Raw genomic sequence first — 25,719 nt, 5'->3', positions numbered from 1 at the left:
GGATGCGTCCGGCCCGCGCCTTACCTTCGCGGTTCCCATAACCCCTGCCGCACGTGCTCCCAGACGTCGACCCCCTTTCCGCCGGACGCGCCGGCCTGCCCGCCGACGGGTCCCTCGCCATCGTGGGCAACGCGCCCGGGACGGGTGCATGGGGACCCGCGATCGATGCGGCGGACAGCGTGGTCCGCTTCAACAATGCGCCCGGTTTCGGAGCCGCCGCCGGCCACCGCATCACGCATCTCGCACTGGTCAACCGTGGCGGCCAGACGCGGGAATGGCTGGCGGACCGGAACTTCCTCGAGCGTCCGGTGGTCCGCGCCGCGCAGGCCTTCATCCTGCCCTTCCCGAGGCTGCCGGCGGAGCACAACGTCCCTGAGCCGATCTGCTGGACCCGCGAGCTTCTAGCGCTACTGCAACCGCTGGGCCGCCCGGTTCTCCTCCTTTCCGAGACGCTGCAGCAGCAGGCTCACACCCAGCTCACCCCCCGCACGGCGGGATGCCCGAACCCGAGCACCGGCTTCCTCGTGACGCTCGCGCTGCTACTTGGCCGCCCGGCGAGTGCCAGACCGGCGCAGGCCTTTGGCTTCGGGTTCGACGGCTGGCCCGGTCATCCCTGGGCGGCCGAGCGCGCATGGTTCGCCGACGCCGAGGCGGCCGGACGCATCCGTGTGCATCCGCCCCTCTCCGACCGAGCAATAACGTCATGACCACGCTGATCACCGTCCTGAAGGGCGGCGGGCGCTACGACGCCACCTGGGTCGCCCGTCTCGCAGGCGGCATCCGCCGCCATGCCCCGGCTTTCGAACGGATCGTCTGTCTTACGGACCTGCCCGTGGCCGTTCAGGGCGTTGAGACGATCCCGCTCTGGCACGCTTGGCCCGCATGGTGGGCGAAGATGGAGGCGTTCCGGCCCGGTCTCAGCACGGGTCCGACACTCCTGTGCGACCTCGATACGGTGCTGACCGGCCCGGCCGACGCTTTGGCAGAGCCCGGCCTCGCCGCGATGGAGGACTATTTCCACACGGGGCGTCTCTCCAGCGCGCTGCTGCGCTGGTGCGGCGACGGACTCACGTCGCTCTACAAGACGTTCGCGGCCGACCCAGACCACTGGATGAGGCCGGGGTCCTGCGGTCCCGTGCCAAATGCGGTGCACGGCGATCAGGTCGTCATCGACCACCTGCTGCGCCGGAGCGGCCGGCAACCGCATTTCATCCAGCGCCTCCATCCCGGCCTGCTCGATTTCTATGATCCCCGGCGCGACTCTCATGGCCCGGTCGTGATCTTCATCGGAGCGGCGAAGCCGGATACGGCGACTGGGGCCGTGCATGCTGCATGGACGCGGAGCTGATGGAGGACTTCCGACGCAGTCTCAGCCGCAGCCATCTTTAGCGTTGGTGTGATCAGGTCGACCGCAGGAAATACGACCTATCCGGACAGCAGCTTCGAAGCTGCTTTTTGCCTACGGGCTACGTTCTCGTATGACCCTAGGCGTGTCAGTGGGCCGCCGTCGCGTTGGAAGAAGAATGTCCGCATTTCGGGCGGCGGCATTCTGGAGCGGAAGAGCAGGTTTCGGCCAGCATCTGCCGCCGCCCAGTGCCCGGACGAACGTCTCAGATGGGTGGTTTTGTGACGGTCTGCTTCTGAGCGCGAAGCGTAAAAAGCAGACGCCGCCCTTGAGGCCACTTGCCAATCATTTTGAACTTCGAAAGCTTGCGAGTTGGTGGTTGGGCTACCCGCCACGTACTGCAGTCGAGCGAGAGTGCTTGAAGATTGGCAAGACGGAGAAGCCCGATGGCGCGAGCGACGGCCCGAGACCGATCCGCAAAACAGCGAGGAGGCCCCTCTCTCGAACGACGAATGTTGTAGTCGGTAACATCACTGTAAAGCGATGCCCTCAACCATTCTGTTCAGACAACTTGCAGGAATGCAGGTGCAGTCTTTATGCATCGATCAGGGCATTCCTGTCGGTCTGTCTAGGGGATCTGTGATGCTGGGTAGATTCACCCTCTCGCTCCTCGCCATCAACCTGCTCGGCGCCCCAGTCATCGCCCAGACCGGACCGGCTAGGCAGGCCCTCGTTGCGGGCGAACGTGTGGTGGATCTCCCGTTCGGGGACGGCGTGGACCAGCGCGTCCTCTACGACGCGCCGCCTCACCCTCGGGCAACGCTCGTCATGCTGCCAGGCGGCTCCGGCGACATCGGCGTTCGGCGCGACGGCGACCTGCGCCGCGAGGACAATTTCGTCGTCCGCACGCGAGCGAACTGGGTAGCGAGGGGTTACGCCGTACTCATCCCCGACACGGTCGATCAGGCGAACCTGCGGGGCGTGCGAAGCTCCCCGGCCTACGGTCGGCTAGTGAACGATCTGGCGGCCTACGCCCGAGATCAGGCCCCTGCGCCCGTCTTCTTGGTTGGCACTAGCCAGGGGACCATAGCGGCAATGAACGGGGCTGCGCACGCCCGGTCGGGCCTCATCGCGGGCTTGGTGTTGACCGAGTCCGTGTCCGTGCCCGGACGACGGAGCGCCGAGACGATCTTCGACGCTGATCCGGGGGGCGTGCGCGTTCCGGTGTTGGTCGTGGTCAACCGCGACGATGCCTGCGACGTGGCTCCGCCCGAGATGGCCCCACGCATCGCCGCGACCATGACGCGTTCGCCGAGCGTTCGCGTTCTCGCTGTCAGCGGCGGCATGCAGCGTTCGGACAGAGCCTGCGGTTCACTCTCGCCTCACGGCTACTACGGCATTGAACAGGAGGTGGTGGGCGAGATCGCAGGGTGGCTCCAAACGCACGGTGGCTGACCCCGACTGAGCGCCGAAGAGGGCGCTGAGCGGCTGCGCGGGTACTTGCTCCTACCGCGTGGGCTGGCCACGCGCGTGGTGGACACGAAGACAACGGACAGGTGAGCAGCGGGTGACGAGGGCTGCGGGTCGTTTTAATGACGCGTTTCGGGGATGCGCACCGACTGAATAGGCGCCTATCGTGGGTCGGTTGCGGAATGGCCGCTTAGGGTAGATTTCCGCCGGCCCGCTTCGGGGCGCCGAAGCATGGAAGCGGACGTCATTTTCGCTCCCGCTCATGACCTGACGCAGCCATTCTTGAACGCCTCCCGAAGTGACGGCTCCGCTTTTACAGATGCCGAGAGGTAGCGTAGCGAGATCGGCAACCCTGGCGGATCGTCTACCTGCATAGAATTAGAGTACGGATTTAGTCAGAACCGCGACGATATCATCTTCAGCTATGTCTTCGGTTTTTGAGGCGACTTGCCAGGAAATCGATCAGCGCAGCGACACGACGCGAAGGGCGGCGGCCGGCAGGGTGTACCGCATAGAGGTTCACGTCGCCGTGTCTGAAGCCGTCGAGCACGGTTTCTAGCCGGCCGGCTGCCAGATCCCCTTCGATGTCCAGGTCGGATTTCAGGACGACGCCTGCACCTGCAATGGCCCAGTGGCGCAGCGTACTGCCATCGTTCGCCGTGCGGTCGCCCTGGACGCGGACACCGAATACGCGGCCATCCTGCTGGAATTGCCAAGTGCTCTGCGGCGCACCCGGTCGAGCGAGGACCATGCAGTTGTGATCCGCAAGGTCGCGCGGGTGTCCGGGATTGCCATGCCGGCGCCAATAGGAAGGGGCGGCACAAACTCTGCGAGAGCCGTGCATCAGGAGCCGAGCGGTCAGACCCGAGTCGGGGAGCTGCCCCATTCTCAGCGCGAGGTCATAGCTGTCGTCCACGAGGTCGATGACCCCGTCGCTCAGCATCAACGTGACCTGCACGCCCGAGTTTGCCTCCATGAAGTCGTGGAGGAGGGGTGCGAGGGTGTTGCGACCCAGATCGTTGGTCGCGGTCACGCGGATGTCGCCCCGTAGCGGTCCCTGGTCGGCAACGGCGGCCATCGCCTCATCTAGGTCGGCAAGGATGCGGCGGCAGTCCAATAGGAAGCGTTCCCCTTCCGGTGTGAGCGACAGCCGCCGCGTCGTCCGCGTGACGAGGCGGGCGCCTACCCGTTCCTCAAGCCGCTGCAGGGAAAGCGTCACGGTCGATGGCGAGAGCGCCTGCGCGCGCGCAACCGCCGACAGGCTGCCGGACTCGGCGACGGCCACATAGAGGCGGAGCGCATTGAACTGATCCATTATTCGATCCAGACGAAAGATGCCTTATTGCATGCACTAATTATTCAAGCCCTAGCAATGGCTATGTTCCGATCAGAGGGAAGGTTGGAGTAGGACCCATGGCGAACACGACTTCTCAGGCGACCCGCGGCGGCGACGGGCTCGGGGCCCTCATCAACGCGAAGGTCTTCATCGTCGGCGGGGGATCGGGTGTCGGACGGGCGATAGCGACGATGGCAGCCGCGCGCGGCGCCAAGGTCGCGCTCGCCGGACGCAGCCAGGAAAAGCTGAACGCGACCGCCGCGACGTTGGGCGGTGCGGTGCTAGGCTGCTACGTCCTCGACGTCACGGACCGGGCACAGGTCGAGGCGGCGCTCGCGGAGCATGGCCTCTACGACCACATCGTGACGACGGCGGCGGACCTCACCTTCGGTCCCTTCGCCGGCCTGACCGACGCGCAGATCGAAGGGATGCTGGCCTCGAAGTTCTGGGGGCCGATCAACCTGGGCCGGGCCGCGGAGACCCATCTCGCCCTGCAAGGCAGCCTTCTCTTCTTCTCCGGCCTCGCGGCCTACCGCCAGGGTCCGGGCTCGTCGATCGTCGGCGCAGTGAACATGGCGCTGGAAAGCCTTGCAGCCGCGCTCGCAATCGAGATGAAGCCCAAGCGCGTGAACGTCATCTCACCCGGCGTCGTGAACTCGGCAACCTGGTCGGGCATGAGCGAGGACGACCGCGCCGGCTTCTTCGAACAGATCGCCGCCGGCCTTCCGGTCGGCCGCGTCGGCGAAGTGGAAGACGAGGCCCATGCCGCCCTCGCCGTCCTGGAGAACGGCTTCATCAACGGGACGGTGGTGAACGTCGACGGCGGCGGCCGGGTCGCCTGACCGTCCGTTCCCGCGAAAACCTTGGATCATCACAGGAGTGAAACATCATGGCCGATAAGCATGTCTTGGTCGCGGGCGGCGCCGGCGTCGTAGGACGTACCGCCATCGACGCGTTCGAGGGGGCGGGCTGGAACGTCACCACGCTCAACCGCGACGGCACCGCGCTGGCGAAGGGGCGCCACATCCAGGCGGACCTGCTCGATCCGGCGAGCCTCGAATCCGCAGCGGACGCGCTCAGAGGCGTCACGCACCTGTTCTACGCGGCGCTCAAGCCCAACGCCGATCCCGGCGTGGAGGCCGACGAGAACGCCGCGATGCTGGAGAACCTCGTCGCCGCACTGCGCGGCTCGGGGGCATCCCTGGAGCGGATCACCTTCATCCAGGGCGGCAAGGTCTACGGCGCGCAGCTCGGCGTCTACAGGACGCCGGCGCGCGAGGACGACAGCCGCCATTTCCCGCCCAACCTCTATTTCCGGCACGAGGACTTCGCCCGGTCACTGGAGAAGGACGGCATCCGCTGGACGGCTTTGCGCCCGGACATCGTGATCGGCCACTCGCTCGGATCGGCGATGAACCTCGGCAACCTCATCGGCGTCTACGGCACGCTTTGCCGTGCGACGGGAACGGCGTTCCAGTTCCCCGGGACCGAAACCGCCTATCGCGATACGCTGGTGAACGTCACCGGCGCGGACGTGCTGCGCCGCGCGGCACTCTGGTCGGTCGAGACGGAGGCGGACGGCGCCTTCAACATCACCAACGGCGACATCTTCCGCTGGTCGCACGTCTGGCCGAGGCTCGCGGCATGGTTCGACCTGGAGGTGGGCGAGCCACAGCCGATCTCGCTGGAACAGCGGCTGCACGCGATGCGGCCGGTGTGGCGCGATCTCGCCGAGAAGAACAATCTGGCGGAAGCAGACATCGACCGCCTCGCCCCGGGCGCGTTCGGCGACTTCATCTTCAATGTCGAGGCGGACGCGATCTTCGACGTGACCAAGGCCCGACGCGCGGGTCTCGCGATGGACGAGCGGTCGGACGACGTGCTGCTGGCGCATCTGAACGACATGCGCCGGCGCAAACTGATCCCCTGACGCCCGGCACCGCGTGACGGTCAGCGGGAAGATCTGGCGGAGGCGGCGCTCGCGCTGATGACGAACCCGTAAATCACTGGGACCGTACTGCGCGGCGACGGCGGCGACCATCTTTCCTGAGCCATCCAGCCGGCCCCGCGCTGGTCGCATCCCCTTCCCATCGAGCTGAGGACGGCCCCGTGACATACGTCCGCTTTCGGGAGCCGCACGGCCGCGCGTGAACGACTGCTGTGGGTCGAGACCCGTCTGAGCGCCCCACAACGGGGTTGAAGGGTTTTGCGCCGGTCCACTTACGAGCGGGATTTGGCAGAAGCGGACACTGCCGTCCCGCCCGCTCACGACCCTTCTCCGGACCCTCATGTGGTCCGCTTCCCGGATACGCGGCGTGCCTGGCCGCTTCAGCACCCGTAGGGCCGCGCAATCGCCTCGCAGAAGTCGAGGAAGGCTTCGACCTTCGCTGGCGACAGCCGTCGCGACGGCCGCACCGCGTGGAGCGGGAAGGTCTCACCCGGCCAGTCTGGGAATAGCTCCACTAACGCGCCCGTCTTGAGCAGTCCTTCGACTCCGAGCGCGAGGACCTGCGCGACCCCCGCGCCCGAAACACAGGCAGCGATCATCGTATTGATGTCGGCGAAGGTCAGCGACCCCTTGGTCGCGACCGGCAGCGTCTCCCCGTCGCGCAGGAACTCCCAGGCAAATGGACGTCGCCGCTGGGGGTCGAGGAATTGGATGCAGTCGTGTCCGGCGAGCGCGGCCGGGGCCGATGGCCGCCCGTGCCGTTCGAGGTAGGCCGGCGCCGCCACGGTGAGGACGCGCGTGCGCAGGAGCAATCGTGAGGATAGGCTGGACGGCGGTTGCGGTCCGAAGCGGATAGCCACGTCTATACCCTCGGCGACGAGATCGCCCGCGTCGGGCTGCTGGACGACGATGGTCGTCAGGTCGGGGAAGCGCGCGACGAACTCGGGCAGCCGCGGTGCCAGCACATGGCGCGAGAAGATCGGATTGACGCTCGCCCGCAGCAAGCCGCGGACGCTACCGGCCGTTCCCGATGCAAGGTTCGCCGCGGCCTCGATCCCCTCCAAGTGCGGGGCGGCGAGCTCGTAGAGCCGCGCGCCCTCGCTTGTGAGGCTCAGCGAGCGCGTCGTCCGGTCGAGCAACCGCACTCCGATCCGCCGCTCCAGCCGCGCGACGGCCCGGCTCACGCCGGACGCCGAGAGGCCCAGCACCTCCGCAGCGCGGATGAAGCTGCCACCCTCGACCACAGCCGCCAGCACGCTCATGCCGGCAAGGAGCCGTCCGTCCGGGGCCATGACGTGAATTCCGTGATTTTCAGCACGAATGAAGTGCGCGACACGCCACTAACGCACAGATGGCGTTCGGGCCACCTTGGCATCGCGGCGGCCGAGCACCGGTCGCCGAACAGGTGAGGTCAAGCATGTTCGTCGTCACGGGGAGCACCGGGAAGGTCGGTGGGGCCGTCACCGGGACGCTGTTGGATGCCGGGTTGCCGGTGCGGGCGGTCGTGCGCGACGCGGACAAGGGCGCGGCCTGGAAGGCACGCGGATGCGCGGTCGCAGTCGTGCCCGACGCCACGGACGCCCAGGCGCTCGCAATCGCCTTCGCGGGCGCGGCGGGTGTCTTCCTGATGAACCCGCCGAACTACGATCCGGCGCCTGATCTCACGGACAGCCGCCGCGCCGCCGCGGCGGCCGCGCGGGCGGTCGCCGAGGCAGGGCCAGGCCGGGTCGTGCTACTCTCGACGGTCGGCGCCCAGGCCACAGCGTTCAACCTGCTGAACTGGGCGGGGTTCTTCGAGACGGCGCTCGCCGACACGGGCCTCCCCGTCGCGCTGCTGCGGGCGGCGTGGTTCATGGAGAACGCCGCCTGGGACCTACCTGCGGCGCGCGAGGGCCGCATCGCGAGCTACCTTCAGCCCCTCGACCGCGCCATCGAGATGGTGAGCACGCACGACGTCGGACGGACGGCCGCCGATCTCCTACGCGAGGACTGGACCGGGACCCGCATCGTCGAGCTGTCGGGGCCCCGCAAGTACAGCCCGAACGACGAGGCTGCGGGCTTCGCCGCCGCGCTCGGGCGACCTGTCGAGGCGCTCGCGGTCGAGCGCGAGGGCTGGGAGGCACGTTTCCGCGCCGAGGGCATGCGGCATCCGGAAGCGCGCATCGCCATGCTCGACGGCTTCAACGAGGGCTGGATCGACTTCGCGCATGAGGGTGCCGAGCATCGCACCGGCACGGTCGCCTTCGAGGCGGTGCTGCGCCACATCGTCGAGCGCGGTTGAACCTTTCGGTCTGACGCTTATGGCTTCGAGAACGACCTTCCAGACCCGGCGCGCGCTGATCGCGTCAGGCGCCGCCCCGTCCGCACCAGGGCCGATGGAACGGCCCGACGTCATCCGGAGAACACCGATGTCGTGCGTCCTCATCACCGGTTCGTCCGAGGGGCTCGGGCTCATGGCCGGCCGGCTCCTGGCCGAACAGGGGCACGAGGTCGTGCTCCACGCCCGCAACGCGGCACGCGCAGAGGACGCGCGCCGCGGATTGCCCGAGGCGAAAGCGGTCGTCGAAGGCAACGTTGCGACGCTCGCCGGCATGCGCGCGGTCGCGGACGGGGCTAACCGACTCGGCCACTTCGACGCCGTCATCCACAACGTCGGCATCGGCTATCGCGAGCCGAAGCGGATCGAGACGGCAGACGGTCTTCCGCACGTCTTCGCGATCAACGTGCTGGCGCCCTACGTGCTAACCGCGCTGATCGAGCGGCCGCGGCGCCTCGTCTACCTCTCCTCCGGCATGCACCACGGCGTGCGCCCGGCTCTGGACGACCTGACCTGGACCAAGCGGCCCTGGGCCGGCGCACAGGCCTACGCCGAGAGCAAGCTCTACGACACGGTGCTGGCCTTCGCGGTCGCGCGGCGCTGGCCGGGCGTGCTGTCGAACGCGCTCGAACCGGGCTGGGTGCCGACGCGCGTGGGCGGTCCGGGCGCGCCCGACGACATGGACCAAGCTCACCGCACGCAGGCGTGGCTCGCGGCGAGTGACGACGCGGCGGCGCGGGTCACCGGCGGCTACTTCTACCACCTTCGCCAGCGCGAGCCGGACCCGGCCTCGCGCGACCGGACTGTGCAAGAGGCACTGCTCGCCGCCTGCGAGGAGCTCTCAGGCATCACCCTGCCGGCGTGAGTGGCGGCTTGAACCGGCCGACCCAGTCTCGGCTTCGAGGCTCGTAACGCGTAGAGCCGAAGGTCCGGCCCCAGGCGTCAAGGCAACTTCCGTTCACCACCCCGAGCCGAAGTTGCCGGACGGCCTACGAATGACTGCTTATGGGACGTGCCCACGGCGACCCAGGCGACTGGGTTGGGTCGAGAGCGGCATGGCCGCTCGAGGTTGATTTCCGCCGCCTGCAGCCCTCGATCGCGATTACCAAAGTTCGCTGAAAGCAGATACAAACATTAGTGAGGATGGTCTTACTCGATTATCTCGTTCGCCTGCGTTAGTAGGGCGGCAGGGATGGTCAGTCCGAGTGCATCGGCTGTCCTCATGTTCACTACGAGTTCAAGTCGCGCGGGTTCTTCTATAGGTATATCGGCTGGGCGTTGGCCCTTAAGGATCTTGTCGACGAAGGCTGCGGCCCGTCGAAACTGCGCCGGGAAGTTCGGGCCGTAGGACATCAGACATCCGTCCTGGACCATAATTCCGTTCGCCACCATCGTGGCGACGCGGTTGAAGAGACCGAGCTTGGCGACTTGCTGGCGCTCGTTGAAGAACAGGGGATCTTGCATGAGCATCACAGCCGGTATCCCACGCCGCCGAACGCTGGAGAATGCGCCATCAAGTTCATCCGGTGCGTTGATTTGATCGACCTCAACATCGATGTTTAGCTTGGCTGCGGCAGACCGAGTCTGCGCTTCGACCGAGCGGCTGGTCGGCACGTCCTTAGCGTTCACAAACAAGCTGATGCGTGACAGACCCGGTACCGCGACTTTCAATTGGTCAAGACGCTTTGAACTGAGATCAATGGCGACAGTCGATAGCCCTGTGAGATTTCCGCCGGGGCGTGAAAGACTTTGCGCGAATTTGCGGCCGACCGGATCGGGCACGACCAGAAAGACAATCGGCGTGGTAGAGGTAACACTCTGGGCAGCCGCTGCCGCAGGTCCGGTCACCGCTATGATGACATCGACCGTTCGATCCAACAACAATCTCGCGTTGGCAGTGAACCGCTCGTATCTTTCTGCTGCATAAGTTTCGATTAGCTGGAAATCGCGGTTCTCGACGTAACCCAAATCCGAAAAGCCCTTCCTCAGTGGCGCGGCGTAGATCGCTTCGTCTTCAGGGGTCGCCGCGTGCCAGAGAACGCCAATTTTTCGAACGGTCCGCGTCTGAGACGACGCGTTTGTCGCAACTAGCGGCGCCATGCTGAGCAATGTCAGGATGGCCCAGCGCCTGCTCCCGTCGCGACCGTTCTCCCGCTCTTGGGACATGCACGTTCGATGCATCCGATCACCTCATCGGCACGGGGCAAAGGCAAGAAGTTATGCCAAGGTACGATGCAGTTTTGATGTTCGTGGGCATCCTCAATCTCGTCAAGTCGCCCACTGATGTGGGAATGCAGATTAAGCTCGTTGTTGCCTCACTTCCGACGAAGCGATTACCCCATGCCAACGACTCAAATGAGTTGAGGCCATAATGTTCAGTTTTGGCCGCGGCGTGGAAGCGTGCTTTCCGCTCTGAGATGAAGATGCCGGATTAACCTGACCGGCTGGCTTTGGACCGGGCTGATTGAGAGGATCGGCCAGGACCGGAGGACTTGGACATGGGGCGAGGACAGAAGACGAGTGCGGAGCAGGTCGTGCTTAAGTTGCGCCAGATTGAGGTGCAGACGGCCCAGGGCAAGAGCTTGGCCCTGGCGTGCAAGGAGGCGGAGATCTCCGAGCAGAGCTACTACCGCTCGCGCAAGGAGTACGACGGGCTCCAAGTCGATCAGGCGCGGAAGATGAAGGAGCTCGAGCGCGAGAACGCTCGGTTGCGGCGGCTCGTGTTGGACCTGTCTTTGGAAAAGTAGGTGCTGGCGGACGTCGCCTCGGGAAAACTTATAGCCCCCGAACGACGCCGGCAGGCGGTGGCTGGCATCCGAGAGAAGTAGGGCCTCTCGGAACGTCACGCCTGCCGGATCCTCGGCCAGCATCGGGGCACGCAACGCTCTGTGCCGACCGTGCTGGCCGACGAGGATGGGCTGACCCGCGCCATCGTCGCTCTGGCGTCCGAGTACACCGCCGACGACCACCGACGCCTGGCCCGGAAAGCCGACCGGGTCATTCGGAAGGGCGGATTCTTCCTATCGGACCTGGCGGATGCGGTCAGGCCGTTCGTCATGCCCGAGCCCGAAGTGGTCGAGAGCCGAGGGTCGGATCACAGGGGTGTCCAAGTCCGGAAACGCGTGTCAGGCCGAGGCGACGACCTTCCCGACGAAGGCAAGGATGTCGGCCGGCAATGTCCGGGGTACTGCCCGACCCATCGTTTGAGACGTTGGCACCCATGCGTGGTTGCGAGGCGGCCACTGATGCCCTTCGAACGAGCCGAGCCATCAATGACCCAGTTCGAGCAGCGGCAACTGGCACAGGTCGTCGCCGGCCTCGCCGAGGGCGTGATCCTGATCGAGCCGGATCACACCATCGCCTACGCCAACGACGCCGCCCTCGCGATGCATGGAGTCGCCGAGATCGGCGACCTCGGAGTCACTGTCGCCGAGTACCGGGCCAACTTCGTCCTGCGCTACCGCAACCACCGCGAGGTCGGCCCCCTGCAGCATCCGGTCGAGCGCATCCTGGCCGGCGAGGCGTTTCGCGACGCAGTGGTCGAGGTCCACAATTTCCGGGATCCCGCGAGGATATGGACACATCGGATGCGGGGACTGGTCACGACGAACGATGCCGGTGCACCGACCGGCCTCGCGCTTCTGATGCAGGACGCCAGCGACCTTTACGAGGCGGAGGAGCGGTTCGAGTGCATGTTCCGGGCGAACCCGGCCCCGGCCGTGGTCTGCCGGCTCTCCGACCTGCGCTACGTCAAGGTCAACCAGGGTTTCGTCGAGCTCACCGGATACGTACGCGATCAGGTCATCGGCCGGACATTCACCGAAGTCGACCTTCTCGGACAGGGCGAGCATCGCGCCTCCGCGGTCGAGCACCTCCATGCCGGCACGACCATCAGGCAGCGGGAGGCGTGCCTTTCGGTCCCGTCCGATGCCGAGAAATACGTCATCGTCGCCGGCCATCCCATCGAGATGCCGGGCGGCGAACGCTGCATGCTGTTCACGTTCGCCGACCTGGAGGACCGGCGGAAGGCGGAGGCCGAGCTCCGTCTCAGCGAGGAGCGCTTCGTTAAGGCGTTCGAGCTCAGCCCGATCCCGACGGTCCTCCTCAGCTCGGCCACCGACCTGCCGACCAGCGTCAACGACGCCTACGCCTCCACCTTCGGCGATGCCGAAAGCGCTTCCGCGATGCCCTGGGTGGAGGAGGCGGAGCGGACGCGCTTCAAACGGGAACTCCAGCGCTACGGCAGGGTGCGCGCCTTCGAGGGGCGCCTGCGCACGCGCGACGGCGACGTCCTCGACTGCCTCGTCTCCGCCGAGAAGGTCACCGTCGGCGGCGGCGAGGGCCTCCTCTGTGCCGTGCAGGACATCTCGTCCCGAAAGCGGACCGAGACCGAACTCATCTCGGCCATCGAATCCGTCATGGCTGACGCGTCGTGGTTCAGCCACGGCGTGATCGAGAAGCTCGCCTTGCTGCGCAACCCGCCCAGGCCGGGCAAGCCGCAGGCGGTGGCTGAGAAGCTCACGACCCGCGAGGGTGACATGCTGGAGGGCATTTGCCGCGGCGACACGGACGAGGAGATCTCCAAGGCGCTCGGCGTCTCGCTGAGCACCGTGCGCAACCACGTCGCCAGCCTTTACCGCAAGATCGGCGTCAACCGACGAAGCGCCGTGGTCGTCTGGGCCAGGGAACGCGGCATAGGCGAGAAAACACCATTTGAGCATTACGGCAAAAATACAACGCGAAAACCAGGTCGAAAACACTAAGCGGCCTAAGCTGAAATACTTTTATGTAAATCGGCGGAACATTGCTTCGATAGAAGTATTCGGTGAGTGTAGCTCTGCTCGTTCCGGGCATCTCGACGACGGCTAAGCCGGACAGAGAGGTGCCGCGAATGGGCAAGAGCCGCAAGGTTCTGTCGAGCGATCACGCCCGTGCCCTGATCAAGCAGGCCATCGGCATGATCTTCGGGGACACCAAGGTCGAGGCGGAGGCCACGATCGAGATCGCTACGATTGAAGCGCGGCACACCACGGACAAGCCAACCCGACCCCGGCGCCCCGCGCGCACCTAGCCCCGGCCCCGTAGGCCATCGAGACCCATGCTCCAGCCCGCGCAGGCCCTGCGTCGGGACCCTTCCGCACGCCGAAAACCGGAGCCCGTCATGTCCCTCCTCGCCTGGATCGTCCTCGGCCTGATCGCCGGCTTCATCGGCAGCAAGATCGTCAACAACACCGGCCAGGGCCTGCTCGTCGACATCCTGCTCGGCGTCGTCGGCGCGGTCGTCGGCGGGTTCCTGTTCAACCAGTTCGGCGAGCCCGGCGTGTCGGGGGTCAACCTCTACAGCCTGCTCGTCGCCATCGTCGGCGCCGTGATCGTGCTGTGGCTCTACCACATCGTCATGGGCCGCCGCCGGGTCGTCTGACCCACCGCGCCCGTCCAGCTTACCGACCTCACAACTCAGGAATACCACCATGGCCACCGTTACCGAGCCCACCCCCGTATCCCCCAGTCGTCCGATCACGGATCGCACCGTCGTCGACCGCGACCTGCCGCAGACCACCATGGTCACTCCGGCCGAGGACATGCGCACGATGATGTTGCATTCCGTCTCTTGGGGTGCGGTCCTCGCCGGAGCCACGGTCGCGCTGATCTCGCAGGTCATCCTGAATATGCTGGGGCTCGGCATCGGCCTCTCGACGGTCGATCCGATGGGCGACGGCAGCCCGGCGGCGAGTTCGCTCGGCATCGGTGCCGGCCTGTGGTTCGTCGTCTCCGGCGTGCTGGCGGCCGTAGCCGGCGGCTACTTCGCCGGACGCCTGTCCGGCAAGCCGTCGACCTCGACGGCGGGCTATCACGGCCTCCTCGCCTGGGCGGTCTCGACGCTCGTGGTGCTGTACATGCTGTCGTCGGCTGCCAGCGGCATCGTCAGCGGCGCCCTCGGCACCGCCTCCTCGGCCATCGGCGGGGTCGGCAACGCGATGGGCGGCTCCGCCTCGACCCTGGCGCAGGCGGCCGCCCCGTCGCTGACCAAGGTCACCGACCCGTTCTCGAACATCGAGGCCAATGTCCGCAACGGCGCCGGGTCCGATCCGGCCGCGCTGAAGGACACCGCGGTGACTGCCATGCGCGCCGCCGTCTCAGGTGACGGAGCACAGCAGGCCGCTGCCCAGGAGAAGGCCGCCGTGGCCCTTTCCAAGGCGCAGAACATCTCGGTCGAGCAGGCCCGGACCCAGGTCGCGCAGTACATTCAGCAGTTCAAGGAGACCGTCACCTCGGCCAAGGAGCAGTCCAAGCAGATTGCTGACGCCACCGCGCGCCGTGTCTCCCAGGGCGCGCTGTTCGGAGCCCTCGCGCTGATCTTCGGGGCGCTCGCATCCTTCTTCGCCGGCCGTGGTTCGGCCGTCGATCCGACCGTCACCCGCACCGCCCCGAATACCCTGACGCCGCGCCGGGCATGAGCGTCGGCGACCGCGCCGCGACCGAGCCCCACGGGCTCGGGACGCCCTTCGGTACCGCGGCGGAGGTCGCCATCGGCGAGGAGGCGATCCTCTCGCTGATCGAGGAGACCGCGCGCATCGAGAAGCGTGCGGTGGAGACCGAACGGGTCCGTGTCAGCACGCGAACCGACGCCGTCGACCAGGTTCTGCGCGAGACCCTGCGCAGCGACATGGTCGGGGTGACCCGGGTGCCCATCAACCGGACCCTCGCCGAGGGCGAGGCACCCCCGGTGGTCAGGACGGAGGCTGGGGTGACCATCATCCCGGTGCTGGAAGAGATCCTCGTCGTCGAGAAGCGCCTCGTCCTGAAGGAGGAGGTGCACATCCGCCGGACCACGGCGGGCGAGGACGTCGAGATGCCGGTGACGCTGCGCAGGCAGCACGCCGTGATCGAACGCGTGTCCCCCGAGGGGCACGTCACGGAACAGGCCGCCACGCACCCATCACAGGAGCCGACAACATGACCCAGACCATCACCGCCATGTACGACACTCATCCCGAGGCGGTCGCCGCCCAGGGCAAGCTCGTCGGCCTCGGCATTCCCGCCGGTGCCATCAAGCTCATCTCCGGCACCCAGGCCGGCGCGGCCGGAACCGCGACCAAGGCCGACGAAGGCATGTGGGGATCGATCAAGGACTTCTTCATGCCGGAGGAGGACCGTCACGCCTACGGCGAGGGCCTGCACCGCGGCGGCACGATGCTGAGCGCCGAGGTTGACGACGCGCACGTCCACGTCGCCTCCGATATCCTGGAGGAGCACGGTTCGGTCGATCTCGACGAGCGCGAGGCTGCCTGGCGCAAGGAAGGCTGGGACGGTCGTGCGACCGGTTCCACCACCGGGACCGCGCCGGTTGCCGCCGCAGCGCTAGGTGAGGGTGCGATGTCGTCCGACCACGCCGCCACGACCCGCGACACCGGCCTGCACGCCGCCGCACCGTCCGAGGCCGTCGCCGCCCACGGTACCGCCACAGGCACCGATTACATCCCCGTGGTCGAGGAGCGCCTCAACGTCGGCAAGCGCATGGTCGATGCCGGCCGGGTCCGGGTTCGGTCCTACGCCGTCGAGAAGGATGTCAGCGAGAACGTCACCCTCCACGACGAGACGGTGAACGTCGACCGTCGCGTCGTCGACCGCGCCGTCACCCCGGGCGACATGGCGCTGTTCGAGGACAAGGTCATCGAGGCGACGGAGATGCGCGAGCAGGCGGTGGTGTCGAAGAACGCCCGCGTCGTTGGTGAGGTCGGCATCCGCAAGGATGCGGCCCAGCGGGTGGAGACCGTGACCGACAAGGTCCGCCACACCGAGGTCGAGGTCGAGGACGGTCGCGGGACGGTCAGCCGTACCGGCACCTCCACGGAAACCACCCCGCGCAAGCCGCTCTGAAGCGCTCAAGTCCGGGACCGGTTCGAGCCGGTCCCGGCTCCGTACGATTCCATGTCCACCTATCGCGAAAGCCCCGTCGCCGTGACCAAGCTCCGCCACCTCGTCGTATTCGCGGCCCTCGCATCGTCATGCGTCCCGCTCGGCGCGCAGGCTCTTGAGAAGACCGGTTCAAGGGCATCGCTGAAGCCGTTCTGTTCGGCCGACTACGCCCGTTTCTGCAACGGCCTCGACCTGAACGGACCCGAGGTCGTCGCCTGCTTCCGCAAGAACGCCCGGGAGGTCTCGCCTGGCTGCCGGGCGGCCATTGCCGACTACGTCGTGACAGCCTCCGAACAGTCCGCCCCCTCGCGGTAGCGGTCGCTCGCCTGCCCGGTCCGCGTTCCATCCCAACCCGAAGGAAACCCCATGAAGATCCTCAACACCATGTCCGTAGCGGCGGCGATAACGCTCCTTGGCGCCGGCATCGCCTCGGCCAAGCCATGTGCGGTCGGAACGACCACGAACAGCACCGGCCAGGTGGGCTCGGCCGACGCTTCCTCGAAGGTCGACGGTGACACGACCGCGAAGGTCTCGCCCGGTGCCAAGGCAGAATCCCCCGGGACGGTCGGCGCGATGAACAACGTCGGCTCGAACGCGACGCCCGCCACCAACGAGGCCAAGCCGCCCGAGGGCAAGGTCGTGAAGCCCGGCGACGACGATTGCTGATCGGCCCAAAGGCTTCATCGAAACGGAACGGAGACACCCGATGAGTGACGGCTTTCCCTCGATGACCGCGCTGCTCGGTCTGTTGGCCGTGGCGGGCTTCCAGAACCGGGACAAGATCCAAGAGATGCTCGGCGGATCTGGCCACGGTGGTCCCGCAACCGCAGGTACGCCCGCCGGACAGGGCGGGATCGCGGGACAGGATGGTCTCGGCGGCCTGCTCGGTAATCTCGGAGGCGCCCTTGGGGGTGCTGGTGCCGGTGTCCTGCTCAGCGGCGGCCTTGGCCAACTCGTTGACCGCTTTCGCGAGAACGGCCACGGCGAGGCGGCCGACTCCTGGGTTAACCACGGGCCGAACGCCGAGATGAAGCCCGATCTTTTGAGATCGGCCATCGGTCCTGACGTCCTCGATACGCTGTCGAGGCAGACCGGCCTCTCGCACGACGACCTTCTGTCCAGGCTCTCGCGCGAACTGCCGTCCGCGGTGGACCGCTACACCCCCGACGGCAGGCTTCCGTCCGCGGTCGCTGGCATGCCCGCCTGAGAAGCCACCCGGTCGATCCCGCTGGTATCGAAGCCGCAGAACCGACCGGCCACACGTTTGCACCGGGGCACGTAAATCCCCGTCACGGGAGGGACAGATGTCCGGAAGCGCGCACGCCAAGGCCGCCGAACACCACGAGGCGGCGGCCAAGTCACACCAGAAGGCCGCTCGCCACCTCGACGACGGCAACGAGAAGAAGGCCGTCAAGCACCCTTCGAAGGCCGACGACCGGGCGAAGAAGGCCAACCAAAGCTCGATCAAGGCGCGACCCAGGAAGGCCGCGTCGAAGAATTAGTCAGCGCCTCGCATCGGCTCGAAGCGTGTTTTGCTTCGGGCCGGTTCAACTTTGAACCAAACGGAGATTGACCAGTGGACGAGAACCGCATCACCGGCGCCGAGAAGGAACTCGGCGGCAAGGTTCAGGGCGCCGTCGGCGACGTCACGGGCGACCGGGAGACCCAGGCCAAGGGTACGGCTAACGAGGTCAAGGGTGCCGCCGAGAACCTCGTCGGACAGGCCAAGGACGCCGTGCGCGACGTTGCCGGACAGGCGAGCGACCTCGCCGACAAGGCGATCAACCGGAGCCGCGACGCCTTCCCCGAGGCCGAGCGTGCCTACCGGCAGGGTGGCGATGCCATCGCACAGTATGCGAAGGAGTCCCCGCTGGTGCTGGCGGCCATGGCCGGAGCCATCGGGTACCTGCTCGCGATGGTCGTTCACGGCCGTCGCTGAACGGTCGTCGCCCACGGCTACGCTTCCGACGAGAGCGGTCCTCGGACGGGGACAAGACATGGCGGACCCTCCGATGCCACCCATGCGCACGCTGATCCATGACGGGTCGAACGACGACCGCTGGTACCTATGCCGCGGCGGCGACCCTGCCGACGTGTACGTCTTCCATGAACCGAACGGGCCATCCGGCGGGAGGCCGTCACGCATCGAGATCGCGGATTTCCTCGCCTCGGCGAACGGATCCCCCGAGCACCGCGCTCTCCTCGTCATGATCGGCTCCCTGGTCGGGGCGGGACATGGCGGTCTCGCATCGAGTGTTTCCACCCCCGAGCCGGGGGCCGCCGGTGCCGAACCGACGCCTGGCGAGGCTGCCTCGTCGATCTGATCCGTTCCCTCCAACGCCCGCGAGAACGCCATGGCCATCGACTACCGTTCCGAACTTCGCAGGCCCCTTCCGTTCAGCCTCGCCGTCGTGGCGGTGGTGCTCCTGGTCTGGCTCGTCGTTGCCTCCATTGCGGGCGCACGGCAGAGGACCGCCCGGGACCATCGCATCCAGGACCTGGAGACGCGGCAGGTCTCCCTGCAATCGGACCTCGATCAGCAGCGGGCGGCGGCGGGTACCCTCGACGGGCTCCAGGCGAGGATCGCATCGGCCCAGCAGCAGGAGCGGGATATCACTCTGGCCGGAGAACAGGCCAAGACGAAGGCGGCGAGCCTGGCGACGGAACAGAAGGAGGCCGAGCGCAAGGCCGGCGAGGCCAAGGCCACCGCCGAGGCCGAGACGACCAAGCTCACCGGGCTGCAGGCCCAGGTCACCCAGGCTGAGCAGAAGCTCGCCCCTATGAAGGAGGCCACCACGGCAGCCGAGCAGGCGGCGACCGCCAGGACCAAGGAACTGTCCGACGTTGGGCGCCGGCTGGAGGAGACGCGCCAGCAGGAGGCAAAGCTGCGGTCCGATATCGCCGCCATGTCCCAGGAGGCGACCGCCAAGACTGCCGACCTCGCCAAGGCCGAGGAGAGCCAGCAGAAGGCGCGCGAGGGCTCGGCTGCCGCTCAGAAGGAGCTGGCCGATGCCCGCGCCGCGACTGAGCAGGCGACGAGGCAGAAGGCCGAACTGGAGCGGGCCGTCGACGGTCTGACCGCCAATCGTGAAAAGCTGGCGAGCGACGTCTCGCAGGCTGGCCAGCAGGTGCAGCAAGCCAAGAATGGGTTGGCTTCGACGCAGAAGGAACTCGCCAAGGCGCAGTCCGAGCGGGACAGTGTGATCTCGGAACGGAGCCAGGCTGAGCAGGCTGTCCAGAAGCTGGCTTCCGACCGCGACGGCGCGACCTCGGCGGTGGAGGCGCTGCAGAAGCGGCAGGCCGACGCCCAGGCGCAGTTGGCGACCCTGACCGAGACGCTGGCCTCCCGCAACAAGGAGATGGCTGCCCTTGAGGACCGACTGGGAACGACCCGTCAGGAGCTTGCCGCGGCCCAGGCTAAGCTCGCCGAAGCACGTCAGCAGCTATCGGACCAGCCTCCTGCCATGACGGTGCATCCCGGCCCATCCCAGCCGCAAGCGCCTGCCATCGCTCCCAAGTCCGAATGAATCCCGCGGGACGGGGGTCGAAGGGGGCTGAACCAGGATGAGCCCAGCCTCATCTGAGGCTGGGCCCGTTTTTTCGCCGGGCAGGGAACGGACAGGGGGCTGCAGATCGGCGGGATAGGGAAGAAGCGCTCTGACCGGCGGATTTCCGGACGGGGCGTCACAGACGCCCAGGGTGGGTGCTTGCTGCGATCTGAACCGCGGTGGTCAATGCAGCTTCGGATTGCATTGTGAATTCCACCCTCGCGTCCGTATTCACGGTTCGCCGCCGGAACGGTCCCGCGCGCCGGCCCTTTGCCCAAGACGATGGAAGTCGATCCCGAATGTTCTTTCGAGGTCCTTCCGGACCCATCGACAATAAACCGGAGGCGACATGTCCAGGACGATCTCAGCCGATTTCAAATCCCGCCGGGATGCGGAGATGGCCGTCGAGCACATCGTGCAGGATCACGGCCTTGATCGGAATGCGGTCCAGGTCGGCCCTGCCTCGGACGAGAACACGGCTGGGACCGAGGCGGCGCGGGCGGATGTCGAGGACGGGCACCTGAAGGCCGGGAATGAGGGCGAACCCGCGCTGGCCGGCAAGGTCAGGGTTTCCGTCGTGGTCGACGACGCCATCGCCGAGAAGGTGCTGTCGTCCTTCGCGACCTTCCACGGTGACGTCGGCGGCTGAACCGGCACCCGACGGTCACCCACGGGGGTTCGTCGGCACGGCCGACGCCGGCCCACGGGGGACGGCTCCCACCCATCCGCCCTGACGGAAAGAACTGATGACCGATCCCCTCCATGACCTCGCAGCGGCCGGCGTCGCCATTTGGTTGGATGACCTCAGCCGGCCCATGATCGAGTCCGGCGCCCTTGCGGAAGCGGTCGAGCGCGATGGTGTCATCGGCATCACCACCAACCCGACCATTTTCGCCAAGGCCATCGGGGCCGGCGAGGGCTACGACGGCCACGTGCGCGACCTGGCGCTGCGTGGGACCGCCATCGGCGAGACGGTTCGGCTGCTGACCGCCTGGGACGTCCGGACCGCCTGCGACGTCCTCCGTCCGGTCTACGACCGTACCGGCGGCCGCGACGGCCGGGTATCCATCGAGGTCGATCCGCGCATCTCGGGCGATACCGAGCGCACTGTGGCCGAGGCGCGCGGCCTGTAGTGGCTGGTCGACAGACCGAACCTCTACATCAAGATCCCCGCGACAGATGCCGGGCTGCCCGCCATCTCGACCTGCCTGGCGGAGGGCATCTCGGTCAACGTGACCCTGATTTTCTCGGTGGCTCGCTACGAGGCGGTGCTCGACGCGTTCCTCATGGGACTCGAACGTCGGGCGGCCGCCGGCGAAAGCCTCGCTGGGGTGGAGAGCGTCGCCTCGTTCTTCCTCAGCCGCGTCGACATCGAGGTGGACCGCCGGCTGGCGGAGGGGGCAGGCAATGCGGTCGAACGCGACCGCGTCCGTGGCCAGGCGGCCATCGCCAACGCCCGCCTCGCGTACGGGGTGTGGGAGGACAGCGTCGCCTCCGCGCGCTGGCACGCCCTGAAGGGAGCACTGCCCCAACGCCTTTTGTGGGCATCCACCGGGGTGAAGGACAAGGCCCTCGACGACACCCGTTACGTCGTCGAGCTCGCCGGGCCCGAGACGGTCAACACCATGGCGCAGCCGACGCTTCGTGCTGTGGCGGACCATGGCCGTATCCGGCTGGACACGATCCATGCGCCCGCCGGCGCGGCCCAGGCCATCCTCGACGAACTGGAGCGGCTCGGCATCGACATGGCGGACGTCGCCACCACCCTGGAGGCCAAGGCCGTAGCCTCGTTCGAGGCGAGCTGGGACGAGCTCATCGCCTCGGTCACCGGACAACTCGAACGGGCCGGCGCCTGCGTCATGCCGGCGGGGGCGGTCTGCCCCCCATCCGGCCAGGACGCTCCGAAGGGTGCCCCGGCCGCGGCGGCCCCGGTGCGATCAGGGAACGGCGCTCGGACATGAACTTTTCCACGCCGATTGTCCGTTTTTCGACCCGACCGAAACTAGGGGCGAGGCATACGATATGAGCGACACGGTCCCGAACGTCTCCGATGGCCCACACCTGCGCACCATCGCCATGCCACGCGACACCAACGCGGCCGGCGCCATCTTCGGCGGCTGGACGGTGTCCCAGATGGACCTGGCGGGCGGAACCTTCGCTGCCCAGCGCACCAGGGGACGCGTCGCGACCGTCAGCATCGACGCGATGCGCTTCCTACGGCCGATTGTGGTCGGCGACGAGGTGAGTTGCTACTGCGCCCTGCAGCAGGTCGGCGAGACGTCGTTGGGCGTGAAGGTCGAGGTCTGGGTCAGGGATAGGACAGGCGGCGATCCTGAGAAGGTCACCGAAGGGGTCTTCACCTACGTCGCCCTGGACGACGATGGAAAGCCACGGAAGTAGGAGGGGGACCGGTGGAACTGGACATGGCGACATCCACGGTCCGTGGGCATTCCATCGGACTTGTCCGACCGGCTCGGCCGGCACGGACCCGTCGCCATCGTCGCGGATGTTTCGATTCATTGAACCGAGGTTTCCGAAATCGCTTGAGTCCACATGGAAACCTATGTCGTCGTCGTCGCCGGGTTCGGTGTCCTGGTGCTTCTGACGGCTTGGTTGCCGATGGTGCTTCGGGCTCTGCCCCTGTCGCTTCCCATCTGTTGCGTCGGGATCGGCGCAGCCCTGTCGGTCATCCCCGCCATCGGTGAGCTCACGCCCCATCCCGGCTCCCATGCCAAGCTCATCGAGCATGCCACCGAGGCCGTGGTCGTGATCTCGCTGATGGGGGCCGGCCTCAAGATCGACCGCCTCTTTGGTTGGCGGAGCTGGTCGGTGACGTGGCGCCTCCTCGGCATCGGCATGCCCCTGACCATTCTCGCGCTGACCGCGCTGGGGTCGGCCCTTCTCGGGCTCGGTCTTGCCTCGGCCCTTCTCCTAGGGTCGTCCCTGGCCCCGACGGACCCGGTTCTGGCATCCGATGTCCAGGTCGGCCACCCCGACGAGGACCACGAGGACGAGCCGCGGTTCGCCCTGACCTCCGAGGCGGGTCTCAATGACGGTCTCGCCTTCCCGTTCGTGAACTTCGCCATCGCTCTGGCTGGTACCGGCGGCCTGACCGGTCTTTCGTGGTCTCACTGGTTTGCCGTCGACGTGGTCTGGAAGATCGCCGTCGGCGCCATCCTCGGGGCGGCGATAGGGCGGGCGCTGGGATGGCTGATGTTCCACCTGCCCAACCTGTCGAAGCTCTCCCGCACCGGCGACGGCTTCGTGGCGCTCGGCGTGACCTGCATCGCCTACGGATGCGTCCAGGTCGTCGACGGCTACGGCTTCGTTGGCGTGTTCGCGTCGGCCGTCGCGCTGCGCTCTTCCAGCCGCGGGCATGACTACCATCGCAAGATGCATGACTACGCCGAGGAGCTCGAACGTCTCCTGATGATGGTTCTGCTCGTCGGGTTCGGGGCGGTGCTCATCGGCGGGGGACTGCTAAACGACCTAACTTGGCCCGCCGTCGCCTTCGCGCTGGTCGCCCTCCTGATCGTCCGGCCCCTTAGCTGCTGGATCGGCCTAATCGGTAGCGGTCGGTCCACGGAGGACCGTGCCGTCGTCAGCTTCTTCGGCATCCGCGGGCTGGGGACGGTCTACTACTTGGCGTTCGCGACGGGTCACGCGTCCTTCGAGGGAACGGATCTTCTGTGGTCGACGGCCGGCCTCACCGTCCTGATCTCCATCCTCCTACACGGCGTCACGGTTACGCCGGTGCTGCGCGCCCTCGACCGCAGGATGGGACGGGACACGGAAAGCGCCCAGCTGGACCTGACCCTTCCCCGTCCCACGGCCTGACCGCGCGTGGCAAAAGGCCGTTTCCTCGTGCCCCCCTCATTAATGGTCGATCAACGGCATACTGCCGAACGCCGATGGACCGGGTGAACCAGTCGACAGCGAACCGGGCTCGCCGACGGGTCGTCCGGCTCGGCGCCATGCCAAAACGCAATCTAGTCCCGCGTCTGATATTGCAGTGCAACAACACGCGTTCTTCGCCGTTGTACCGACGCTACCCTCGCAGTGCCGCGTGAGGGACGGCATCGAGTTAATCGCTCGTCGAGCGCAACTGCGATGCTGCCACCCACCGAAAGCACCCCGATGCGCTTCGCACCCCTCCTGGCAACCCTCGGCCTCACAATCTCGCCGCTTCCGGCCCTGGCGTCCTCCTGCGCCGAGCAGATCGGCACCATCGAGCGCCGCCTCGACAGTGCAGGTGCGGTGCAGGTCGCTGGCCTGCAGGCCGGGCACTCGTTGCGGACGGGCTCGCCGCGCGGGGTGACCGCCGCCCGCAAAGACACGCCCAGCGACCCCGCTACGGTCTCGACGGCCGACCATGTCGTCGGCGCGCGGACCCTGATCCTGCGGGCGGGCGAGGAGGACCGGCGTGGAGACCAGCGCGCCTGCGAGAACACGATGACCGAGGCCAAGGGCATGATCGGCGCCCTGCCATAGGCACGCGTTCAGACGCATGGACCTGCCGACACCAGCATAGGGAAGCCCGGACATGATCGGACCTGCCGAGATCGATGACATGCGGCTGGATCTTCTAGCCATGAACGAGCGGGCACGGCTTTACGATGCCGCCCTGATCCCCCTGAACCGGCACTGGGCCGAGCGCGGCGCCGCCTCGGTCGGCAGCGTCAGCCAGATCTGCGAGCGCGTCTTCGCCCGGGCGGAAGACCGCCCGCTCTCGGACTGGAAGGCGGTCGCCACCGAGGCCGTCGCGGATGCCGGGTTCGGCATCGTCTGGAACGGCGACGCGGTGGCCTCGCTTGAAGCCCACAGGTGATCCGCCAGGCTTCCGTGGCGGTCTTGATCCCGACGCACCGCCGTCAAGCCGGCGCCGTGCACTCTGAACCGGACGGGCAGATCCAGCCAGGTCCGACATCGGGATCTCGGCGACGGCGGACCTACGACCTGAGGGCCTCCAGGCGTAACGGCCGCCGGGGGTCGGCAGGAAGCCTCGGGAGCATCCGTATGGCCGCAGGCACCGGAAGATCCGAGGCTGACCTCCGACGCTCTCGGACACCATCGCGCGAGGAGCGCGTTGAACACGCTCTTACGTTGGAAATCGGTGCGACAGGGCAGCCCTAAGACCGACGCCTCCGATCCGCGTCTCAGGATGCAGACCCCGTCCACGCAGTACGTGCAGCCGCCGTTCAACGACCAACGCAGGCAGGCGTAGGGCCTCGCCTGCAGTTGGCCTTCCTATAAGCTCAGCGCGATAGGAGTCTCGCACGTGCGATCCAGCGCCCGGAGAGCGGTTTTAGTCGCTCAGGCGGGTCTTCCCTCGACCCTGGCATAGGTCCCGGAGGATACCTGCTCGGCGAGTTGTGCCTTGAAGTCCACGATGCCGAGGACCTGCACCGGGTTTCCGCTGTCGTCGAGGAACTCATAGAGCGCGTCCTCGATGTTGCGGTTGCTAAAAAACACGATGGCGTCCTCATCGCCGCCCTCCATGTGAGGCTCGCCGTTGGCAGCACCGGAGACGTAGCTTCCGGTCGGACGGACCTCCTTCATCTCCCCGTTCTCGCGGTAGAACCGAAGCTCGCCCTGCATCACCAGGGTGACGTAGGGGCACTTGTGCCGATGGAGCATCACCTTCTGGTTGGCCGCGAACTTGAACACGACGTCGACGATGCGGTTCTCCTCGTCGACCTTGTAGACGAAGAACGCGATGTGCGGGAGCCAGTCCAGCGTCCGCCAGGTGATGTTTCCCTCATCGAAAGCATAGTTCGGCATCGGCTGTCTCCCATTTATTATTGTTGTCTGGGGCCGGATGTGCTTGGCGCACGT

At 66.9% G+C, this 25,719-nt stretch carries 29 protein-coding genes and 2 pseudogenes; 27 read left to right on the top strand and 4 right to left on the bottom strand.

Annotated elements, in window-relative coordinates:
• Positions 1-53: 53 nt before the first annotated feature.
• The 3 genes from ABIE45_RS28310 (at position 54) to ABIE45_RS28300 (ending at position 2,800) form a co-directional block, all read left to right on the top strand.
• Positions 54-707 carry a hypothetical protein gene (locus tag ABIE45_RS28310; RefSeq protein WP_192710932.1) on the top strand — a complete coding sequence of 218 codons (654 nt, stop codon included), beginning with the start codon at positions 54-56 and terminating at the stop codon, positions 705-707.
• Complete coding sequence (locus ABIE45_RS28305; RefSeq protein ID WP_192710933.1) at positions 704-1,348, top strand: hypothetical protein; 645 nt, start codon at positions 704-706, stop codon at positions 1,346-1,348. Before ABIE45_RS28310 ends, ABIE45_RS28305 begins: the two co-directional genes overlap by 4 nt.
• Before the next feature lie 639 nt (positions 1,349-1,987).
• Positions 1,988-2,800, top strand: coding sequence for an alpha/beta fold hydrolase (locus ABIE45_RS28300; RefSeq protein WP_192710934.1), 813 nt, complete (start codon positions 1,988-1,990; stop codon positions 2,798-2,800).
• Between the two features lie 433 nt (positions 2,801-3,233).
• Here ABIE45_RS28300 and ABIE45_RS28295 read toward each other — a convergent pair whose 3' ends face one another.
• Positions 3,234-4,130 (bottom strand): LysR family transcriptional regulator, encoded by an 897-nt coding sequence (locus ABIE45_RS28295; RefSeq protein WP_192710935.1) that lies wholly within the window; start codon positions 4,128-4,130, stop codon positions 3,234-3,236.
• Positions 4,131-4,228: 98 nt separating this feature from the next.
• Here ABIE45_RS28295 and ABIE45_RS28290 point away from each other — a divergent pair, with 98 nt between their 5' ends.
• On the top strand, positions 4,229-4,993 hold the full coding sequence (locus tag ABIE45_RS28290) for an SDR family oxidoreductase (protein WP_192710936.1): 765 nt from the start codon (positions 4,229-4,231) through the stop codon (positions 4,991-4,993).
• A 47-nt stretch (positions 4,994-5,040) separates the two neighbouring features.
• Positions 5,041-6,081 carry an SDR family oxidoreductase gene (locus tag ABIE45_RS28285; protein ID WP_192710937.1) on the top strand — a complete coding sequence of 347 codons (1,041 nt, stop codon included), beginning with the start codon at positions 5,041-5,043 and terminating at the stop codon, positions 6,079-6,081.
• A gap of 398 nt (positions 6,082-6,479) precedes the next feature.
• Here the strand turns inward: ABIE45_RS28285 and ABIE45_RS28280 are convergent, their stop codons facing one another.
• Positions 6,480-7,391, bottom strand: a complete 912-nt coding sequence (locus ABIE45_RS28280; protein WP_192710938.1) for a LysR family transcriptional regulator — start codon at positions 7,389-7,391, stop codon at positions 6,480-6,482.
• Between the two features lie 125 nt (positions 7,392-7,516).
• On the opposite strand from ABIE45_RS28280, the gene ABIE45_RS28275 reads away from it, so the two are divergent.
• Together ABIE45_RS28275 and ABIE45_RS28270 are read left to right on the top strand one after the other, a co-directional pair.
• Complete coding sequence (locus ABIE45_RS28275) at positions 7,517-8,380, top strand: NAD(P)H-binding protein (RefSeq protein WP_192710939.1); 864 nt, start codon at positions 7,517-7,519, stop codon at positions 8,378-8,380.
• Positions 8,381-8,507: 127 nt separating this feature from the next.
• A complete protein-coding gene (locus ABIE45_RS28270) occupies positions 8,508-9,281 on the top strand; it encodes an SDR family NAD(P)-dependent oxidoreductase (RefSeq protein ID WP_192710940.1) in 774 nt (257 codons plus the stop codon).
• A 284-nt stretch (positions 9,282-9,565) separates the two neighbouring features.
• Here ABIE45_RS28270 and ABIE45_RS28265 read toward each other — a convergent pair whose 3' ends face one another.
• Complete coding sequence (locus ABIE45_RS28265) at positions 9,566-10,582, bottom strand: ABC transporter substrate-binding protein (protein ID WP_192710941.1); 1,017 nt, start codon at positions 10,580-10,582, stop codon at positions 9,566-9,568.
• A gap of 332 nt (positions 10,583-10,914) precedes the next feature.
• Between ABIE45_RS28265 and ABIE45_RS28260 the strand changes: the two are divergent.
• From ABIE45_RS28260 to ABIE45_RS28165, 20 genes and pseudogenes are all read left to right on the top strand, one after another.
• Positions 10,915-11,394: pseudogene (locus tag ABIE45_RS28260) on the top strand (transposase); the annotation flags it as partial.
• 294 nt (positions 11,395-11,688) lie between these two features.
• Entirely contained in the window at positions 11,689-13,179 is a 1,491-nt protein-coding gene (locus ABIE45_RS28255) for a PAS domain S-box protein (protein WP_192710970.1), read from the top strand.
• 128 nt (positions 13,180-13,307) lie between these two features.
• Positions 13,308-13,487, top strand: a complete 180-nt coding sequence (locus ABIE45_RS28250; protein ID WP_192710942.1) for a hypothetical protein — start codon at positions 13,308-13,310, stop codon at positions 13,485-13,487.
• Positions 13,488-13,577: 90 nt separating this feature from the next.
• Positions 13,578-13,838, top strand: a complete 261-nt coding sequence (locus ABIE45_RS28245; protein ID WP_192710943.1) for a GlsB/YeaQ/YmgE family stress response membrane protein — start codon at positions 13,578-13,580, stop codon at positions 13,836-13,838.
• A gap of 49 nt (positions 13,839-13,887) precedes the next feature.
• On the top strand, positions 13,888-14,874 hold the full coding sequence (locus tag ABIE45_RS28240; RefSeq protein WP_192710944.1) for a PhnA-like protein: 987 nt from the start codon (positions 13,888-13,890) through the stop codon (positions 14,872-14,874).
• Positions 14,871-15,377: a DUF2382 domain-containing protein gene (locus ABIE45_RS28235; protein ID WP_192710945.1), complete on the top strand. Its 507-nt coding sequence runs from the start codon at positions 14,871-14,873 to the stop codon at positions 15,375-15,377. The genes ABIE45_RS28240 and ABIE45_RS28235 overlap by 4 nt, the downstream gene beginning before the upstream one ends.
• Positions 15,374-16,297: a YsnF/AvaK domain-containing protein gene (locus tag ABIE45_RS28230; protein ID WP_192710946.1), complete on the top strand. Its 924-nt coding sequence runs from the start codon at positions 15,374-15,376 to the stop codon at positions 16,295-16,297. Before ABIE45_RS28235 ends, ABIE45_RS28230 begins: the two co-directional genes overlap by 4 nt.
• 51 nt (positions 16,298-16,348) lie before the next feature.
• Positions 16,349-16,651: a hypothetical protein gene (locus ABIE45_RS28225; protein WP_192710947.1), complete on the top strand. Its 303-nt coding sequence runs from the start codon at positions 16,349-16,351 to the stop codon at positions 16,649-16,651.
• Positions 16,652-16,702: 51 nt separating this feature from the next.
• Positions 16,703-17,002: a hypothetical protein gene (locus ABIE45_RS28220; protein ID WP_192710948.1), complete on the top strand. Its 300-nt coding sequence runs from the start codon at positions 16,703-16,705 to the stop codon at positions 17,000-17,002.
• Between the two features lie 40 nt (positions 17,003-17,042).
• Positions 17,043-17,543, top strand: a complete 501-nt coding sequence (locus ABIE45_RS28215) for a YidB family protein (protein WP_192710949.1) — start codon at positions 17,043-17,045, stop codon at positions 17,541-17,543.
• 97 nt (positions 17,544-17,640) lie between these two features.
• Positions 17,641-17,838 carry a hypothetical protein gene (locus tag ABIE45_RS28210; RefSeq protein ID WP_192710950.1) on the top strand — a complete coding sequence of 66 codons (198 nt, stop codon included), beginning with the start codon at positions 17,641-17,643 and terminating at the stop codon, positions 17,836-17,838.
• A 74-nt stretch (positions 17,839-17,912) separates the two neighbouring features.
• Positions 17,913-18,275: a CsbD family protein gene (locus ABIE45_RS28205; protein WP_192710951.1), complete on the top strand. Its 363-nt coding sequence runs from the start codon at positions 17,913-17,915 to the stop codon at positions 18,273-18,275.
• 82 nt (positions 18,276-18,357) lie between these two features.
• Positions 18,358-18,660 (top strand): hypothetical protein, encoded by a 303-nt coding sequence (locus ABIE45_RS28200; protein WP_243987712.1) that lies wholly within the window; start codon positions 18,358-18,360, stop codon positions 18,658-18,660.
• Positions 18,661-18,690: 30 nt separating this feature from the next.
• Positions 18,691-19,863, top strand: a complete 1,173-nt coding sequence (locus tag ABIE45_RS28195) for a chromosome partitioning protein ParA (RefSeq protein ID WP_192710952.1) — start codon at positions 18,691-18,693, stop codon at positions 19,861-19,863.
• 418 nt (positions 19,864-20,281) lie between these two features.
• Positions 20,282-20,533 carry a hypothetical protein gene (locus ABIE45_RS28190; RefSeq protein WP_373622754.1) on the top strand — a complete coding sequence of 84 codons (252 nt, stop codon included), beginning with the start codon at positions 20,282-20,284 and terminating at the stop codon, positions 20,531-20,533.
• Positions 20,534-20,630: 97 nt separating this feature from the next.
• Positions 20,631-21,845, top strand: a pseudogene (gene tal / locus ABIE45_RS28185) (transaldolase).
• Positions 21,846-21,906: 61 nt separating this feature from the next.
• Positions 21,907-22,284, top strand: a complete 378-nt coding sequence (locus ABIE45_RS28180; protein WP_192710954.1) for an acyl-CoA thioesterase — start codon at positions 21,907-21,909, stop codon at positions 22,282-22,284.
• A 153-nt stretch (positions 22,285-22,437) separates the two neighbouring features.
• Positions 22,438-23,721: a cation:proton antiporter gene (locus ABIE45_RS28175; RefSeq protein ID WP_192710955.1), complete on the top strand. Its 1,284-nt coding sequence runs from the start codon at positions 22,438-22,440 to the stop codon at positions 23,719-23,721.
• Between the two features lie 300 nt (positions 23,722-24,021).
• Positions 24,022-24,375 (top strand): hypothetical protein, encoded by a 354-nt coding sequence (locus ABIE45_RS28170; protein WP_192710972.1) that lies wholly within the window; start codon positions 24,022-24,024, stop codon positions 24,373-24,375.
• Positions 24,376-24,427: 52 nt separating this feature from the next.
• A complete protein-coding gene (locus tag ABIE45_RS28165; protein WP_192710956.1) occupies positions 24,428-24,712 on the top strand; it encodes a hypothetical protein in 285 nt (94 codons plus the stop codon).
• A 485-nt stretch (positions 24,713-25,197) separates the two neighbouring features.
• Here the strand turns inward: ABIE45_RS28165 and ABIE45_RS28160 are convergent, their stop codons facing one another.
• Positions 25,198-25,665, bottom strand: coding sequence for a regulator (locus ABIE45_RS28160; protein ID WP_192710957.1), 468 nt, complete (start codon positions 25,663-25,665; stop codon positions 25,198-25,200).
• Positions 25,666-25,719: the final 54 nt, after the last annotated feature.

The sequence above is a fragment of the Methylobacterium sp. OAE515 genome, assembly GCF_041806315.1.
GTDB lineage: Bacteria > Pseudomonadota > Alphaproteobacteria > Rhizobiales > Beijerinckiaceae > Methylobacterium > Methylobacterium tardum.
Note: the sequence above shows the minus strand (reverse complement) of the source record. Positions and strands in the feature narration are given on the sequence as shown.